Origin of the sequence: Listeria grandensis FSL F6-0971 (assembly GCF_000525835.1) — a bacterium.
Classification (GTDB): domain Bacteria; phylum Bacillota; class Bacilli; order Lactobacillales; family Listeriaceae; genus Listeria_A; species Listeria_A grandensis.
Genome location: NZ_AODD01000026.1, coordinates 19119 through 36633 on the forward strand (window position 1 = coordinate 19119; position 17515 = coordinate 36633).

Annotated in this window: 15 protein-coding genes and 1 pseudogene; 8 read left to right on the forward strand and 8 right to left on the reverse strand. The window is 43.6% G+C overall.

Features of this window, described 5'->3' with window-relative positions:
• Positions 1 to 77 precede the first annotated feature (77 nt).
• A complete protein-coding gene (locus PGRAN_RS12945; RefSeq protein ID WP_036067624.1) occupies positions 78 to 572 on the reverse strand; it encodes a dual specificity protein phosphatase family protein in 495 nt (164 codons plus the stop codon).
• 242 nt (positions 573 to 814) lie between these two features.
• Here PGRAN_RS12945 and PGRAN_RS12950 point away from each other — a divergent pair, with 242 nt between their 5' ends.
• Both PGRAN_RS12950 and allB read left to right on the forward strand, forming a co-directional pair.
• Complete coding sequence (locus tag PGRAN_RS12950; protein ID WP_036067627.1) at positions 815 to 2323, forward strand: allantoin transporter; 1509 nt, start codon at positions 815 to 817, stop codon at positions 2321 to 2323.
• Complete coding sequence (gene allB / locus PGRAN_RS12955) at positions 2313 to 3686, forward strand: allantoinase AllB (protein WP_036067629.1); 1374 nt, start codon at positions 2313 to 2315, stop codon at positions 3684 to 3686. Before PGRAN_RS12950 ends, allB begins: the two co-directional genes overlap by 11 nt.
• A gap of 217 nt (positions 3687 to 3903) precedes the next feature.
• Here allB and PGRAN_RS12960 read toward each other — a convergent pair whose 3' ends face one another.
• Positions 3904 to 4185 carry a hypothetical protein gene (locus tag PGRAN_RS12960; protein WP_036067631.1) on the reverse strand — a complete coding sequence of 94 codons (282 nt, stop codon included), beginning with the start codon at positions 4183 to 4185 and terminating at the stop codon, positions 3904 to 3906.
• Positions 4186 to 4391: 206 nt separating this feature from the next.
• Between PGRAN_RS12960 and PGRAN_RS12965 the strand changes: the two genes are divergently transcribed.
• Both PGRAN_RS12965 and PGRAN_RS12970 read left to right on the forward strand, forming a co-directional pair.
• Positions 4392 to 4721 (forward strand): PadR family transcriptional regulator, encoded by a 330-nt coding sequence (locus tag PGRAN_RS12965; protein WP_036067634.1) that lies wholly within the window; start codon positions 4392 to 4394, stop codon positions 4719 to 4721.
• Positions 4714 to 5094, forward strand: a complete 381-nt coding sequence (locus tag PGRAN_RS12970; protein ID WP_036067637.1) for a DUF1700 domain-containing protein — start codon at positions 4714 to 4716, stop codon at positions 5092 to 5094. The genes PGRAN_RS12965 and PGRAN_RS12970 overlap by 8 nt, the downstream gene beginning before the upstream one ends.
• A gap of 33 nt (positions 5095 to 5127) precedes the next feature.
• On the opposite strand, the gene PGRAN_RS17345 is transcribed toward PGRAN_RS12970, so the two are convergent.
• Both PGRAN_RS17345 and PGRAN_RS12980 read right to left on the reverse strand, forming a co-directional pair.
• Positions 5128 to 5322 carry a hypothetical protein gene (locus PGRAN_RS17345; protein ID WP_036067639.1) on the reverse strand — a complete coding sequence of 65 codons (195 nt, stop codon included), beginning with the start codon at positions 5320 to 5322 and terminating at the stop codon, positions 5128 to 5130.
• A 248-nt stretch (positions 5323 to 5570) separates the two neighbouring features.
• On the reverse strand, positions 5571 to 6782 hold the full coding sequence (locus PGRAN_RS12980; RefSeq protein WP_036067642.1) for a pyridoxal-phosphate-dependent aminotransferase family protein: 1212 nt from the start codon (positions 6780 to 6782) through the stop codon (positions 5571 to 5573).
• Between the two features lie 310 nt (positions 6783 to 7092).
• Here PGRAN_RS12980 and PGRAN_RS17045 point away from each other — a divergent pair, with 310 nt between their 5' ends.
• Together PGRAN_RS17045 and PGRAN_RS17050 are read left to right on the forward strand one after the other, a co-directional pair.
• Positions 7093 to 7719 (forward strand): PucR family transcriptional regulator ligand-binding domain-containing protein, encoded by a 627-nt coding sequence (locus tag PGRAN_RS17045; RefSeq protein WP_206537371.1) that lies wholly within the window; start codon positions 7093 to 7095, stop codon positions 7717 to 7719.
• 1 nt (position 7720) lies between these two features.
• Positions 7721 to 8713 (forward strand): PucR family transcriptional regulator, encoded by a 993-nt coding sequence (locus tag PGRAN_RS17050; RefSeq protein ID WP_206537372.1) that lies wholly within the window; start codon positions 7721 to 7723, stop codon positions 8711 to 8713.
• 25 nt (positions 8714 to 8738) lie between these two features.
• Here PGRAN_RS17050 and PGRAN_RS12990 read toward each other — a convergent pair.
• The 4 genes and pseudogenes from PGRAN_RS12990 to PGRAN_RS13005 all read right to left on the reverse strand — a co-directional run bounded on the left by PGRAN_RS12990 (position 8739) and on the right by PGRAN_RS13005 (position 15804).
• Positions 8739 to 9069: pseudogene (locus PGRAN_RS12990) on the reverse strand (cyclic-di-AMP receptor).
• 112 nt (positions 9070 to 9181) lie between these two features.
• Positions 9182 to 9808 carry a dTMP kinase gene (gene tmk / locus PGRAN_RS12995; RefSeq protein ID WP_036067643.1) on the reverse strand — a complete coding sequence of 209 codons (627 nt, stop codon included), beginning with the start codon at positions 9806 to 9808 and terminating at the stop codon, positions 9182 to 9184.
• Positions 9809 to 9932: 124 nt separating this feature from the next.
• The gene (locus tag PGRAN_RS16665) at positions 9933 to 14243 is read right to left on the reverse strand and encodes an immunoglobulin-like domain-containing protein (protein ID WP_036067646.1); all 4311 of its coding nucleotides are present in this window, start codon (positions 14241 to 14243) and stop codon (positions 9933 to 9935) included.
• Between the two features lie 196 nt (positions 14244 to 14439).
• Positions 14440 to 15804 carry an aminotransferase class I/II-fold pyridoxal phosphate-dependent enzyme gene (locus tag PGRAN_RS13005; protein ID WP_036067649.1) on the reverse strand — a complete coding sequence of 455 codons (1365 nt, stop codon included), beginning with the start codon at positions 15802 to 15804 and terminating at the stop codon, positions 14440 to 14442.
• Positions 15805 to 15913: 109 nt separating this feature from the next.
• Here PGRAN_RS13005 and dhaK point away from each other — a divergent pair, with 109 nt between their 5' ends.
• Together dhaK and dhaL are read left to right on the forward strand one after the other, a co-directional pair.
• Entirely contained in the window at positions 15914 to 16906 is a 993-nt protein-coding gene (gene dhaK / locus PGRAN_RS13010; protein ID WP_036067652.1) for a dihydroxyacetone kinase subunit DhaK, read from the forward strand.
• A gap of 11 nt (positions 16907 to 16917) precedes the next feature.
• Positions 16918 to 17514, forward strand: a complete 597-nt coding sequence (dhaL, locus tag PGRAN_RS13015) for a dihydroxyacetone kinase subunit DhaL (RefSeq protein ID WP_036067655.1) — start codon at positions 16918 to 16920, stop codon at positions 17512 to 17514.
• Position 17515 lies beyond the last annotated feature (1 nt).

Consider the following 17515-nt stretch of genomic DNA (forward strand, 5'->3'; position numbering starts at 1 on the left):
AAACCCCCTCCAATCATTTCTCTACATTATAACATGACAGGCAAGGTTGTGGCGCTAATTTAGCTAAAAAAGTTGGTTTAAAATTCTTCGCCTCGCATTATCGCAAGAACACGTGTATTCGGTAAGTAACGCTTGATTTCGCGCAGTTTGGCGTATGTTTCCAAGTCATCCGTGTATTCCGCCAACTGCATTGCCACAGCGCTACTTCGACTTACACCGGCGTTGCAATGCACGACAATTTGGCTGATTTCATCAAATTGGTCCACAAAATCGTGAATAATTTCGGCATGCTTTTTATTGAAAAGCATCATTTCGTCGGATTCTTTTTTACTCAACCCCCAATAATCGTCTTCTTCATTAATGTCGTTGAAGTTGATCTCCAGAATCCCCTGATATTGGCCAGGATCTTTTATCTTTGCAAACGCTTTATCTTTATCGGCAATGCGAATCATAATCGGCGTTTTTCCAATTGGATCAAACGAGGTTGCAATTACTTCTGGTAAGGCAATGATGGGCAATGTATATGGATCAAAGTCAATTTGACGATGTTTCTCATTAATATAATTAGCCACTTTTCTCACTCTCCTCATTCACCGAGCAGCTTTTTCTCACTCTTTCATTCTAGCATTTATTTGCGAATTCCCCTACTGTTAACGCCTTATTTTTGTGATCTATTTCACCTTGTCTAAAACAGACAAACGATTTTAAAACTTTATATGAAACGTCTAAGGAAATACATTTAGCGACATGCTATATTTAACATAAAGAAAGCGTTTTCTTACTATATGTAAACAAAAAGGAGGAAAAAAACGATATGGTTCAGGTGGATAATGCACAACTAGAAAAATATAAGTCTCGTGGTTATAGTGATGACTTACTGCCTAAAACAGAGAACAAGCGGACATGGGGTACGTTTAACTATTTCACATTGTGGATGGGTTCTGTACATAACGTTCCTAACTATGTGGCGGTTGGGGGATTTCTGATCCTCGGGCTTTCCACCGTTAGTATCATGGCAGCCATTATTGTAAGCGCCTTTATTATCGCTGCGGTGATGGTGTTAAATGGCGCAGCGGGATCGAAATACGGCGTACCTTTCGCGATGATTCTGCGAGCTTCTTACGGAGTTCGTGGCGCACTTTTCCCAGGTATTCTGCGGGGATGCGTGGCGGCGATCATGTGGTTTGGTTTGCAATGCTACGCGGGATCACTCGCCTTTTTGATCTTAATCGGTAAAATTTGGCCTGGATTTTTGGAAATTGGAGATGGGGCTAGCATTCTGGGGATTACGATTCCTGGTTTGATTGCATTCCTGCTTTTCTGGGCGGTCAATGTTGCGATTGGTTTTGGCGGCGGCGGCGTTTTAAACAAGTTTACCGCGATTCTCAATCCATGTATTTACATCGTGTTCGGCGGGATGGCTATTTGGGCGATTTATTTAGCAGGGTTCGGCAATATCGTGAATTACGTACCATCTAATGTCCAAACTGGCGGGAACTCCATTTTCTTATTCCTCGTCGTGATTAATGCGGTTGTTGCTGTTTGGGCAGCGCCGGCAGTCAGCGCATCGGACTTCACACAAAATGCAAAAAATTTCAAATCACAAGCAGCTGGTCAGACGTTCGGTCTTGCCGTAGCTTATGTACTCTTCGCTATAGCCAGTGTCTGTATCTTAGCAGGTGCGAGTATTCATTACGGTACGGAAACTTGGAATGTGCTCGACATTGTGCAAAAATGGGACAGCTTATTTGCATCGATTTTCGCCGTCCTCGTTATTCTGATGACAACGATTTCAACGAACGCGACGGGGAATATTATTCCGGCAGGATACCAGATTGCTGCGATTTTCCCGAAGAAGTTGACGTATAAGCATGGCGTTATGATTGCAAGTATTATTAGCGTCTTGATTTGCCCGTGGAAATTGATGGAGAATCAGGCGAGTATTTACTTATTCCTCGATATTATCGGCGGCATTCTTGGACCAGTTATCGGCGTGATGCTAGCCCATTATTTCATCATAATGAAGCGGCAAATCAACTTGGATAGCCTCTACACAGAGCCTGGTCAATTTTCATATTACAAAAATGGTTTTAATTCGCTCGCCTTCGTGGTGACCATCGTTGCCGTGATTGTGTCGCTTAGTGGTAAGTTCATCCCTGTCTTGGAGCCAGTTTCCAGACTTTCATGGTTTGTCGGTGTGATTGTCGCTTTCGGCGCTTATGCCCTGTTCGCCTCACTTCACCGCAAGAAAAACCCATCGTTTTATGATGAAAATACAGAAGTTCATATTAAAAACATAGGAGTTGAAGGAAATGAGTTATGATTTAATTATCAAAAATGGAAAAGTGATTTTAGACACAGAAGCGGTAGTAACAGATGTGGCAGTAACGAACGGGAAAATCGTGGCCATTGGTGCAGATCTTGGCGAGGCAAAGGAAGTCATCGATGCAAGCGGTCTCGTCGTTTCCCCAGGTATGGTTGACGCGCATGTGCACATTTCTGAACCAGGTCGTACGGAATGGGAAGGCTATGAAACGGGCACAAAAGCAGCTGCAAAAGGTGGCGTAACTTCGTTCATCGAAATGCCACTCAACCAATTACCGGCAACGATTGACCGTGAATCTCTAAATCTCAAATTTGATGCCGCAAAAGGTAAACTTAGCGTCGATGTAGCGCTTTTTGGTGGCCTTGTTCCGCATAATTTAGATCGCCTGAACGAACTAAACGAAGATGGCGTCGCGGCTTATAAGTGTTTCCTAGCAACGTGTGGCTTTGACGGCGTCGATAATGATTTCCGCAACGTAGACGACTATTCCTTCTTTGCCGGTATGCAAAAAATCGCAAAAATGGACAAAATTCTAGCAATCCATGCTGAAAATGCGTTAATCTGCGATGAATTAGGCAAAGTTGCTCAAGCAGAAGGCAAAACATCCGCAAAAGATTATGTGGCATCACGCCCAGTTTTCACTGAAGTAGAGGCTGTTCGTCGCGCCATTTATCTTGCTAAAATCGCTGGTTGCCAAATTCATATTTGCCATTTGAGCACTCCAGAAGGCGTAGAAGAAGTAACTCGCGCTCGTAACGAAGGCCAAAAAGTAACGTGCGAATCGTGCACGCATTACTTCGCGATTGATGAAGAGCAATTCGAAACGATTGGCACAACCGCGAAATGTGCCCCGCCGCTGCGTGATAAAGCGAATCAAGATCGTCTCTGGGAGAAACTTTTTGCAGGTGAAATTGATTTTGTCACGTCGGATCACTCGCCTTGTCCACCAGATATGAAGATCGGCCACGCATTTACAGCTTGGGGTGGCATTTCCGGATTGCAAAACAACGTCGATATCATGTTCGATGAAGCCGTGCAAAAACGCGGCATGGCACTTACTCAGTTCGCGAAATTGATCGCGTCGAACCCAGCGGATCTATACAAATTAAGCAACAAAGGCCACATCGCCATTGGCAAAGACGCTGATTTCGCGCTAATCCAACCAAATGCGCCGTACACGCTTGTAGCAGAAGACTTAGAGTATCGCCATAAAGTCAGCCCGTATATCGGTCGTACAATTGGTGCACAAGTCGTCGCAACAGTACTTCGCGGTTCAGTGATTTATGATAAAGAAAATGGCGTACGCGATACACATGAAGGCGCGTTTGTTCTTCAAAACGCAAAAGAAACCGTTCAATAAGGAAACAAAAAATAGGAGAATAATCCAAGTTTAATTCATTTAAACCTCGATTATTCCCCTATTTTTTATTATCTTGGTTGATTATCTTTCAATCTCAAATGCTACACGTTTGTTGTTCTTTAATTTCGCCTCAAAATCGAATTCTTGATAACGCGTAGACAGTTTGTATGTTTTTAGAATATGGTTCACGATCTGTGCGCGTGTTTTACCCGTTACATTATATGTCGCAAATGCTTTGTCGATTTCTGTTTGAGCTGCTGCTCCGCGTAATTTTTTTACGTGTGAAATCATTTTCGAATTCTACTTCCACGCGACCGTTTGATTTTACTTCAAACTCGAAATCTAGTTCTTGACGACCATAGTCTACCGATACTTCTACTTTTTTATAAAGATTCTTGGCTGTTGCTTTTGCTGCTGATGCTTCACTTGCTCCAAATCCTGAAAATCCTACGATCAATGCCATTCCACTTGCGATTGTTACTTTTGCTAATTTATTCATGTTCATTCTCCTTTGAAATATTATGAAGTATACTATTATGCAATGCATAGTACCTGTAAACAGCATAATACATGGACATTACTTTGTCAACCACAAATATTATATATACTACATACTAGCTAACAAGAGTATTGCTATTAAGCCTTAAACTTGCTATACTTATCACATATGATTGCACTGGAATAATTTTTTATTGGGGGATGAATATGAGCGTAACGACACAGTTTCGAAAAGGTGCGCTGGATATGTGTGTCCTTTTCATTTTACAGACGGATGATTTTTATGGATACGATTTGACGCAACAAATAAAGAAGCATATTCCAATTACCGAAAGTACGCTTTATCCTCTTTTACGCAGGCTTGTAAAAGAAGGTTATTGTGCAACGTATACGGTGGAATCGCCTACTGGTCCACAGCGGAAGTATTATCATATCACGCACCAGGGTCGCATTTTTTTAAAAGAGACATTGCAAGAATGGGATGAATTCACAGCAAGTATCGCAGCTTTACGAAAGGAGATAAATCCAAATGAATAGATCAGATTTTTTTGAAACGCTACATCATGGTCTGCGTTCATTACCGGAAGATGAGCGTGCCAGTATTATCAAAGATTTGGATGAACACATTGCGATAAGTTTAGAGAACGGAATATCGGAAGCGGATGCCATTGCTTTGTTGGGTGATCCGAATGATATTATAGAGCAGTATGTACAAGGAGCTGTTGTGGTACCCAAGCGTGTGCAGCAACCAATTATTCAGAAATCGATGCCACAAGAGGCCACGCCTCAAGTTCAGGTGGAAACAAAGACAGAGAAACCTGCGGCCAAGCAGATTTCTCCGTTTAAAATAGTGCTGATTGCAGGCATGTGTTTTATTATATTGATGTTGCTTTTGGATGCATTGGATTAACAAAAATAGAAACGTGGACTGATAATCTCGAAATCAGTCTACGTTTCTATTTTTGTTCATCAGTATTTTTTGGTCTTCGCTATTTTGAAAGCGTTTGGCATGTTCTTTCTCTTCTTCCAGTTTATCTTTTACAATCTGAATTGGGAAGTCATTCTCAAGTAGCGCATAATTCATGAGCATTAGGACTGGCGTTTCTGCTGGACTGGCTGTTTGAAAATCAGTGCCCAAAATAGCGTTCTCACCAGTTTTGAATTCGTCTCTATCGTATTGTAGTTTATTGGTAATATTTCCTTAGATTGCTTTAACCGTGCCTGCCAATGAAATTGTGTCGCCTTCTATCGTGCTAGAGTGATGAGCTAGAGGAACTAGTACGTATTTTATAGTGATTTATTCATGATCTGATTCCACCTCCTGATCCATTTTTTCTATCAAACTAAAAAATCCCCACTCTCTCAAGCAGGGATTCTTTACTATATTTAGTTCTCACTATAAAATTTCAATGCGGCTTGTGCTGCTTCACCTTTTGCAATTTTGCCGCCGTGGAATGTGATCGAGGCTTCTAGTGCGTTTAAAGTGTGCAGAACGTTCTCTTTTCGGCTGCTGAAGCCCATGTTTCCGATGCGCCAAATCTTACCGGCAAGGGAACCGAAGGAGCTCGCAATTTCGACGCCGTAGTGGTGTAGTAATGTCGCGCGAACGGCCTCTCCGTCAAGTCCTTCTGGGATGTTAACGCACGTTACCGTCGGCATTTTGCTAGCCATATCGCCGAATAGCGTTAAGCCCATCGCATTTAGACCGGTCATCATCGCTTTTTCATGTTTGCGGTGACGGGCAAAACGGTTTTCTAGCCCTTCTTCGTGAACAATGCGCAAGCCTTCGCGTAATGCATAAATCATCGATGTCATCTCCGTATGGTGGTTGATATGCTTTGGTCCCCAATACTGCTGAATTTGGCTGAGATCCAGGTAATTGCTCGAAATGAAGCGGTCATTTCGAACGTCTTTTGTTAGGCCGAGTTCTACTTGGTAACGGGATGCGAGGATTTTCTCGACTTTTGCATTATAGGTTACTGGGGCCATCCCTGTTGGAACACTGAGGCATTTCTGCGTTCCGGCAACGGCGATATCTACTCCCCACGCATCGGTTTGGAAATCGGCTCCGGTGAATGTCGCTACGGCATCGACCATGAATAGAACGTCGTTTTCTTTACAGAATAACCCGATCTCCTTTAAGTCTTGCATTTGGCCTGTCGACGTTTCGCCGTGAACCATGATGAGCATTTTTGGATTGTAGGCTTTGATTTCTTCTATGACCTTCTTCGGGTCAAAAATAGTACCCCATGCTTGCTCGACGATTTTAACTTGCGCGCCTGCACGTTGCGCGAGTTCCGCCATCAAAAAGCCAAAACGGCCAAATGATGGTACGAGTACTTTGTCGCCAGGTTCGATGATGCCACAAACAGCTGCTTCTAGTCCTGCGCGGGCTGTGCCATCAACGGCAAGGGCCCATTCATTTTCAGTTTGGAACGGTAATTTCAAAAGGTTCGTTACGTCGTTCATCATTGCGAAGAATTCTGGATCGTATTGTCCTAGAATTGGTGCGCTCATTGCTCTTAACACGCGTGGTTCGGCTTCTACTGGGCCGGGAGTCATGATTGTCCGAATCGATGCTTGTAGTTCTTTTACCATACTATGTTCCTCCTTCGATATTAAAAAAGAGCGGTTGGTCGTTTATGTATATTTATTCACAACGTTACTTGGGAATTCATCATACACTCTCCATTGACCGACCGCCACAATAGCTATGCTTCTGCTTTTATTTTAAGATAATTCTAAATAGGAAACATTAGTCAAGTAGCACGAAAAGATAGAGGCGTTTTGTCCATAGTAGACAATATTTTCTAACGACAAATGAGGCATTTCTATAGTACAATTGAGGGGACTAAACTTTGGTGTGGTCTGATGCTTGGTCGTCCTGCCAATGGAAGGGGTTTTTACAATGACAACAATGTCCGAACTGCTACTAACGCCAAGGTTTTCCAATATTGAAGTGATTAATGCGGAGGCTAATCTCGAAAATCTGGTTGATACGATTGAGATTTCGGAGACGCCCGATATTGTTGCTTATTTGCCTAAAAATACGTTTTTGCTCACAACTGCGATGGCTTTTCAGAACGATCCGGAGGCACTGTGTAAATTGATTGAAGATTTGCATCGTTTGCCGGCTGCCGGGCTCGGGATTAAGTTGGGGCGGTTTATTGATAAGCTAGATCCGATGGTAATCGCGACGGCGAACCGATTGCAGTTTCCGATTTTACGGATTCCGCTTACGGTGACACTCGGCACGATTTCTCACCAGTTGTTGTCTTATATTTGGGATCATCAGACGGAGAAATTCCATTATGCAATTGATATTCAGCAGAAGTTTTCGAAAATGATGATTAAGGGCGCATCGCTTCAGTCGCTAATTCAGAATTTGGGTGGTATTTTGAAGCGACCGGTTGTTTTGATTAACCCGTTTTTGGAGGTCGTAGCAAGTACACAGCACTTTAAACAAGCGAGTTATGCAACGACTTTGGATGATATCCATGAAAAATTAAAAAAAAACGCCGGAACTCATAAGTGAGATGACGTTTTTGCTCGAAAATGATTCGTTGTTGATCTCGGTTTTCCCTGTGAAAGTGACGACGTATTATCCGTATTTTCTGGTGATTTTAAAGGCGGATCAAATTCCGTATCCGTTCTCACAGCTAGCGATTGAGCAGGCGAACACGATTATTTCGTTTACGATTTATAAGAATCAGAAATTGGCGGAGAGTAATCGGGCGTTGCGTGGGAAATTTTTCACGAAGTTGTTGCAAAAGGGCGATGATGATGCGGAATATACGCGGAACTTGTTGGATTACGGGAAAGGTTATGGGTTGTTGCCCTCGGATTATTATCGGTGTTTGATTGCGGGGATTGATGAGAGTTCGATGGCTTTGAAACATTTGACGCTTCAAGAAGAAATTTATTCGCTGACGTATGAGTGGTTGGAGCGGGAATTGCATCGGAATTTTGAGAGCGCGCTGATATTTCCGCACCCGACGGAGGATAAGTTTATTATTTTGTTGCAGCAGCATGTGGTGGATTTAAAAGAGCGCCTGGTTGCGATTCAGACAGCGCTTGACCGGCTGTTCCCGATTTCGATTTCGTTTGCGGCGGGTAATGAGGTGTATGAGACGGCTTCGATTCATTATTCTTACATGGAGGCCGTTGATACGTATCGGCAAAGTGAGATGGACCACTACCATTCATTTGTGCATTTTTATGAGTCGAAGGGTATTATGGAGTTGATGCAATTTATTCCGGTAGAGCAGATTCAGCATTTTTGTTTGTTTACGTTGAAGACGCTTGCGTATCCTCAAAATGAAATGCATCAGGAATTGCGGCGGACGTTGCAAGTGTATTTGAGTTGTCAATGTGAGATTACAGAGACGGCGAAACAGCTTTATATTCATCGGAATACGGTGAAGTACAGAATTGCGAAATGTGCGGCGTTGTTGGATCACCCGATTACGCATGCTGATTTTTCATTGAAGCTACGGTTGGCGTTGTTGTTGTCGGACAAAAAAGGTTGAGCTAGAAATTCTAGCTCAACCTTTTTTAGAACTGTTGAAACTGATCAACAGGCATGACAAATACTGTCGCGCCGCCAACTTGGACTTCAATCGGATACGGCACATAGGTGTCTACCGTCACACCAAGCGATGCAGCGGGGCTCATGATTTGTTCACGAGCTTTACAGTTATTCTTAATAATTTCAAGCGCGGTTTCGACTTGCTCGTCTTCCACACCGATAATAAAAGTCGTGTTTCCTGCTTTTAAAAAAGCCACCTGTTGATGCTAATTTAGTGGCACGGAAATTGGCATCCGTTAACGCGTCGGATAGGCGGTTGCTGTCCTGATCTTGAACAATCGCAAAAATAAGTTTCATCATTTTCCATCCCCTTACAATGTTTTTCTTTATTATATCAGAAATCAGTCGAAAGCTTTACTAATAAAACCTCATGACGGACGGGGCTCATCTCGATATGTAACAAGTGCTGTCAGCCTAGTCTTGACTTTATTCGTCCGAAAATATCTGCGACGATTTCCTCGATGGTTCTTGTGGCATCAATAATTTCAATCCGTTCTGGGAACATGTCGCGCACGGTTTCATAGCCAGTTTGTACTTTGTTGTGGAATGTCACATCTTCCATATCGAGCCGGTTGACTTCGCGACCTTTATTTGCAGCGATTCGCGCCAACCCAACGTCTGCTGGAACGTCTAAATAATACGTCACATCTGGCATCGTTGTTTCCACAGCAAATTGATTGATTTTCAAAACTTCGTCAACCCCAATATCGCGTCCAACGCCTTGATAGGCAAGTGAACTATCGATGAAGCGGTCGCACAAAACCAGTTTCCCTTCGGCGAGCGCTGGGCGAATAAGTTCCACAACGTGTTGACGTCTTGCACCCGCAATCAACAAAGCTTCGGTTTTCGCGTCCATTCTGCTGTCGAGATCGTTCAGGAAAATTTCCCGCACGACATCGGAAATCTTGCTACCTCCGGGTTCACGGGTTTTGACAAATTGGATTCCGGCTTCTTCTAAACGCTCTGCTAAACGTGTGCCGACCGTTGTTTTTCCTGATCCGTCTGGACCTTCTAACGTGATAAAAATACCGTTCATTTTTTGTTACCATCCTTATTCATTTTCTTAGTTCTAAGCATACCATGAACTGGCGCAAAACGCTTATATTTATATGAAAATAGAGGTAAGAAATCGAAATTGCTGATTCCTTACCTCTATTTATCTAGCGCCTAGTCTTGTTTGCGTCGTCTTTGTAGTAATGTGCCGAATAGGATGAATGCTGAACCAAGAAGTACATACAGAAGCGCAGATGTATCGCCTGTTTTACTTCTGGTTGCTTTATTTCTGGTTGTGTTGGTGTTGGCTGTTCTGGTGCCGGTTGTGCTGGTGCTAATTGTGGTGCAGTGACTTGCAGGTTTACTGTCGTGGTTGTTGTTTTGTTATTGCTATTCGTTACGCTGTAGACAACTGGATAATTGCCTGCTTTCGTTAAATCGGCTTGGCTCGCGTCGTAGCTGACCTGATCTGTGATATCTCCGTCAACGGTATCTTCAGCGGTTACGTTTTCTAGCCACGCAACGCTTTCTTCACTTGTACCTTGCATCACGCTTAGATTTGATGCTTCCAAAATTGCCATTTCGGCTGTGACTTCGATTTGAACCGTTTCTACAGTTGTTTTGCCGTTGCTGTTGGTCACGCTGTAGTGAACTGGGTAGATGCCTTCTTTTTTGAAGTCTACGTTCGCATAATCAACCGTCACGTCGGAACTCAAATCACCATCTACTTTATCGGTCGCAAAAACGTCATCGAACCAGCTGATTTCTTCTGATGTTGTGCCGGCTAAAATTGATTTGTTTACGGCCGCGATGACTGGGTTTTCAGCAGTGACTTGTAGGTTGATTGTGGTTGTTGTTTCTTTGTCGTTGCTGTTTGTCACGGTATAGCTGACTGGATAGTTGCCTTCTTTTTTGAAATCTACTTGGCTGTAATCGACGGATACGTGTTGCGAAATATCACCGTCTACTTTATCAGTTGCTGTAACATTTTGGAACCATGGGTATTCTTCGCTCGTTGATCCTGCTAAAACGCTGATATTGCTTGCTTCGATGACTGGATTTTCGGCGGTCACTTGTATGTTCACGGTTTGCGTTGTTGTTTTATTATTGCTGTTTGTGGCCGTATATGTGACTGGGTAATTGCCTTCTTTGTTCAAATCCACGCTGCTGTAGTCGATTTGGATTTGGTCGTTGATGTTTCCGTCTGCTTTGTCTTCGGCGGTAACGTTATGGAACCAGGCAATGTCTTGTTCTTTTGTACCGGCAATGATTGCTAGGTCTCTTGCGTAAAGGACTGGATTCTCAGCGGTTACTTGTACATTGATTGTCGTTGTTGTTGTTTTTCCATTGCTGTTGGTCACGCTATACGTTGCTGGATAGTTGCCTTCTTTTTTGAAATTCACTTCGTCATAATTCACTGTAATATCGGTGCTGATGTCTCCGTCTGCCAAATCTTCTGCGGAAACGCCTTGATACCACGCGATATCTTGCGCATCAGTTCCTGCGATAATGTCGAGATCCGTTGCTGTTAAAACGGGTTCTTTAGCTGTAACTTGCAGGTTAACGGTGCTAGTCGAGGTTTTACCATTGCTGTTCGTCACGGTGTAAATGACTGGGTAATTACCCTCTTTTTTAAATTGAACCTTTGAAAAGTCGACCGTTACGTCTTTACTGATATCGCCGTCTGCTTTATCAAGTGCTGTTATGCTTTGGAACCACGGGATGTCTGTGGCTTTTGTTCCTGCGAGTATATCTAAATTATTAGCTTGAAGAGCAGGTTTTTCAGAGGTAACGGTAATGTTGATTGTTTTGGTTGTCGTTTTGTTGTTGCTGTTTGTGATTGTGTAAACGACGGGGTAACTGCCTTCTTTTTTGAAGTTTACTGCGCTGTAATCTACCTTGATGTTGGCGCTAATATCACCATCTGCAAGGTCGGTTGCGGAAACATCTTGGAACCACGGGATTTCATCCGGTTTCGTTCCAGCGATTGTCGCTAGGTTTGTTGCTTGGAGCACTGGATTCTCCGCGGTAATGTTCATATTGACTGTTTTGCTTGTTGTTTTGTTGTTGCTGCTTGTTACGCTGTACACGACTGGATAACTGCCTTCTTTGTTAAAATTGACTTGACTGTAATCCACTTTTACATCTGCGCTAATATCGCCGTCTGTTTTGTCGGTTGCAGAAACACCTTGGAACCATGTGATATCTCCTGCTTTTGTGCCAGCTAATGTGTCTAGATTGGCGGCTTGCAATGCAGGGGCATCTGCGGTGATTGTGACAGTAACAGTGACTGCTGTTGTTTTGTTATTGCTGTTTGTCACGGTGTACACGACTGGGTATGTGCCCTCTTTTTTGAAATTAACGGCGCTGTAATCGGCGATTACTTCGGTGCTTAGATCGCCGTCTGCTTTATCTGTTGCTGTCACGTCTTGATACCACGCTACGTCTTCTGCTTTTGTTCCAGCTAGGAGTTGTAGGTCTGTGGCTTGAAGTACTGGTAAATCAGCGCTTACGGTTACTTCGATTGTTTTCGTTGTTGTCTTGTTGTTGCTGTTTTTCACTGTATATGTGACTGGGTATTGGCCTTCTTTTTTGAAGTTTACTTTGCTGTAATCGACTGCCAAATTCGCGCTAATATCGCCATCTACTGTGTCTGTTGCGGATGTGTTTTGATACCACGGGACATCTGTTGCTGCGGTTCCTGCATTAATGGTGATGTCTTGTGCTGAGATGACTGGTAGATTCGCTGTTACGCGCGCTGTCACGGTTTTCGTCAAAGCTTTATTATTACTATTTTTGACGCTGTAAATAACCGGATAGTTGCCTTCTTTGTTAAAATTAACTTGGCTATAATCTGCGACAAGCTGGCTGCTTAAATCGCCGTCTACCTTGTCTGTCGCGCTAGCACCTGTGTACCATGGAACTGCATTTTCATCTGTACCTGCGATGATATCAAGGTCTGTTGCCTCGATGACTGGAGCGTCGGCTGTGATTGTCATTGTCACGGTTTTCGTTGCAGTTTTGTTTTTGCTATTTGTAATCGTGTATGTGACTGGATAGTCGCCTTCTTTTTTGAAATCTACCGCGCTGTAGTCAACGGTTACTTTGTCCGAAACATCGCCATCAACTTCATCTATCGCGGACATCGTGCTCGTCCAATCGATGCCTGCCGCCGTGGACCCCGCTGTTGCGTGAAGATGACTTGCTGTTAAAACTGGTGCTTCGAAAATTCGAATTTTGGCAATCGCGCTATCGCTTGTTAATGTTTTTGCGGCTAACTCGGTTTCTGATACTGCTGGAATTTCTAAGTGTTTATTTTTCACGTAGGAATCGTAGTTGGTGCCTGCTTTTAGATTCGCGGTTACTTTTAACATGTAGCTATTAGAGTATAGGTTCGTATTTTTTAGCGCCGCTGCATTAGCCGTTGCCGTCACCGTATTCGAATTTTTGTCGATAGCGATGGTGAATAAAGATGACGCGTCTTTGCCTGAAATATCTGTGATTTTAACATCTTGAATATCTAGCATATTTTCGAGCGATGTCTTCATGACTAATTTGCTCTCAATATCGTCTGTATCTCGGTATGGTACTTCTTGAATTGTCGTGTATTCTACTTGGTTATCCTCCACATTTGATGTAGCTTCGTCTGCCATGAACTGTGGTTTTGGAAAATCAATTGGCACGAGAGATTTACCGATGTAACCTATGACAAACGTTCCAGCTGCTCGCGGTGCCATAATAAGATGATCGGTTGGTCCATATATAAAAGAACCCCAACTTTCTTTGACAAACTCATCGCTTGCAACGCCGCCAGATGTGATGGATGTGGATGTTTCATCATCGCTGTATAGCAAAGTACTTTTTTCCATAACATAGATATTTTGCACGTTGCTTTCTTTAAAAACTTTCAGGCTTTCTGTGTTATCAATATCCGTGTAAGTGAAAAATCCGGATACGTCAACAGGCTGTTTCGTTTCGTGATCTAGGTATTGAATTTTAACGATAGGATCTGAGGTTGTACCTGTATTCGTGAATCTTAGGAAAGTATTGGCTCCATGACCTACTGTAATTGGTGATGTTAGTTCCAACGGGATAAGACGAAGATCGACCCATCTCGAGTTGTAAATACCAACTTTTGAGGCTTCCATATAAGTGTCTTCTGCACCCGGCGTGATTGTATTCGGTTGAAAGACAACATCGCTTGCTGGTAGCGCTCTTTCTGTACCACTAACTACGTAAGATATCTCTGTATCCGATGTAAATCTCGGGAAAAAAGAATATTGATTTGGAATGTAGAGTAGTGGATCTTTTTGTGTTGGTACTTTGATTGAGTATGGGCTATCGATGAGTTTGCCACTAGTAACTGCTGTGGCCCCAATAGTGGTACTCATATTTTCGATTGCTAATGCTTGGTTGGACGGTACTAATGAGCTCATCCCAAGGCAAAAAACGATGACCGGGACTGCGACTTTATTCATATTATTGTTTCCTCTTTTCTTTGAATTCATTAGGTTATTCACATTTGAAATATGAGCCTTGGATTCATTATACCGGATAAAGAGGCATAGTGAAGAGGTTGCCTTTGGGTTCTGAAGGGGTTTTCTGTGAACATTTTGTGAACTTTGAAAAAAGTTCTCTTTGATTATGTAACTTAACCAATGAGAACTAGTTTGTCTATATAAAAATTTTAAGTCTATCTTCGTGGAGTTTTTCGCCACCTTGGTAATGATGCTTTTTTACCCTTAGGAGCATCTCGATATGCGCCGCTGTTATTATCTCTCCAGCTAGAATAACGGGAATTCCTGGTGGGTATGGGATAACCATTTCTGCTGCTGTTTTGCCAATTGTATGTTCAAGTCTTTCGAAATAGATTGAACGAGATGTATTGAAAGCTTGGATTCGAATAATTGATGGGATTGTCATTGGATTTGGTGGATTTGACGTGCCAAATTCAACACCCTCCCACTTTAGCCCTGTTGTCGGTATCGGGAATTCCATCCCCTCTTTAATTAAGGGCAGTGTAAGTAAAACATTATTAGTATCCGCGAGTTCTGGATAGTAGCCTGCTTGCTCGAATACTGTTTGAAGGTCAAAACCTGACACCCCGTCTTTGCGCACGATGAGTTTTAGTGGATCGCCGGGCGTGATGACGGTGAGCTTATTTTTTTGAAGCCAAGCTAGCCAATCTGCGCGCATTTTTTGGAATGCTTCGGTGTCTTGTTTGTTGTATTTTGCCACATAATGCCGCGCGTAATCGAGGGACGCCATGATTAAATAGGATGGGCTGCTCGATTGCAACATTTGCAAATAGCGCGTAATCTCGGCTAATTCGTCACGCCATTTTGGTATATGTAAATAAGATCCCATCGTCAAGGCTGGCAGGGTTTTATGCGCGGAATGGACGACAACATCAGCGCCAAGTTGGATGGCTGAGACCGGAAACAACGATGCATCCACTTGAAAATGAGCACCGTGCGCTTCATCGACGAGTACGAGTGCGCCAAAGTCTCGGCACGCTTCGATGCAGGCTGCTAAATCAAAATCGAAACCGTAGTAGCTCGGATAAGTGAATATGACGGCGCGAATCGTTTCCATCTGTAAGGCTTCGCGTAATAGCGAGGCATCGACACCATTTGCCGTCTCTGTCTGCGGTTCCTTTCGTGTTGCCAGATAAATCGCATGAACACCTGCCATTTCGATTGCATGCATCACCGATTTATGACAATCTCGCGTCACAATCACCGTATCACCACGCTTACAAGTCCCCAGAATCATCGCCAAATTCCCAACTGTCGACCCATTCACTAATATGTAACTTCGATCCACATCGTAACATGTCGCAAGTAGTTGCTGCGCCTCAAGTATCGCACCTTCTGGGTGATGCAAATCATCTAATCCCAAAACTTCTGTGAGATCATAACGCAAAACTTCGCGATATTTCCCGGGAAATAATAGTCCGTTTTTATGTCCTGGTACATGTAGAGAAGCTATCTCCACGTGACTCTCCAAAACCTCCACGATTGGCATCCTATTTTGCATCAATCATCCCTCCAATCTTATCCCATCTATTGTATCACAAACGTTTAATCTCCCACCATCAGGGAAATTTATAATTATAGTAACTAAATTCAAGGAGGAGACAGCAAAAATGAAAAAGATTCTAAATGAAGTGGATCAAGCCGTGGAACAAATGGTCGAAGGTCTCGTCAAAACGCATCGTGATCTTATTTATCGTGTCGCAGGAACCCGCGTTATTGCTCGTAACGATAAACGTCCTGGAAAAGTTGGGCTAGTGAGCGGCGGCGGTTCAGGTCATGAACCCGCTCATGCTGGTTATGTTGGCAAAGGAATGCTGAGCGCGGCTGTTTGTGGCGACGTTTTTACATCACCAACTCCTGATCAAATTTTGGAAGGAATAAAAGCCGCGGATCAAGGAAACGGCGTGCTCCTTATCGTGAAAAATTATACGGGGGATGTGATGAATTTTGAAATGGCGGCAGAGCTTGCAGAGGCAGAAGACATTCGCGTCGCATCTGTCCTCGTCAATGATGATATCGCGGTGGAAGATAGTTCCTTTACCACTGGTCGCCGAGGTGTCGCAGGAACCGTATTTGTCCATAAAATTGTTGGCGCAGCTGCCGAAGCCGGCGCCTCCCTCGAAGAACTCCAAGCCCTCGGTGAAAAAGTCGTAGCTTCCGTCAAATCGATTGGCGCTGCCTTGTCAGCAGGAACCGTTCCCGAAGTTGGGCATCGCGGCTTCGAACTCCTAGAAGACGAGATTGAAGTCGGCGTCGGGATTCACGGTGAGCCTGGATCTAGTCGCGAAAAAGTGATGACTTCGCACGAACTCGCAAATTTGCTTTTTGCACGGATTAACGCGGAACTCATTCTTGGCGCGGATAACAATATCGTCGTTCTCATCAACGGTATGGGCGCAACACCACTCATGGAGCAGTACATTTTCGCCAATGACGTGCATAAAATCATCGCAGCGCACGGGATCCCCATCGTCAAAACTATCGTTGGTGATTTCATGACATCACTTGATATGAACGGCTTATCCTTAACGATTTTGAAATTAACTGACGAAAAATGGCTCGATATGCTGGATTATCCTGTCGTAACGAGTGCATGGAAATAGGAGGCGAAATCATGAATTATAATACACAATGGGCCATTCTGTGGCTGAACGATTTCAGCGAACGCATCATCCAAAATAAGCAACTACTTAGCGATTTAGACCAAGCGATCGGCGATGGCGACCATGGCATTAATATGGCGCGAGGCCTCACCGAACTCCAAAAAACACTGGGCGAAAAGGAGCCACAAAGCGTAAAAGAAGCATTCAAAACAGCTGGTATGACAATACTTAGCAAAGTCGGCGGTGCGTCTGGACCACTGTATGGCAGTGCTTTTCTCGCGATGAGTAAAGCTGTGGAAACCGACACGTTGACCGAAAAACAATTCATCGAAGCTTTAGAAGCAGGACTTGCAGGTATCGAACACCGCGGTAAATCCCATGCTGGTGAAAAAACAATGATCGATGTTTGGGAGCCCGTCATCCATGCGCTACGCCAAGACGAATTGACACCTGATGTCATCGAAGCCGCACTTCAAAAAACAAAAGATTTGAAAGCTACAAAAGGACGCGCCTCGTATCTTGGCGATCGTTCCATCGGCCATCTCGATCCAGGCGCCTACTCCTCAGCCCTTCTTTTCAAAGCCTTACTAGCACAGGAGGCGAAGTAAT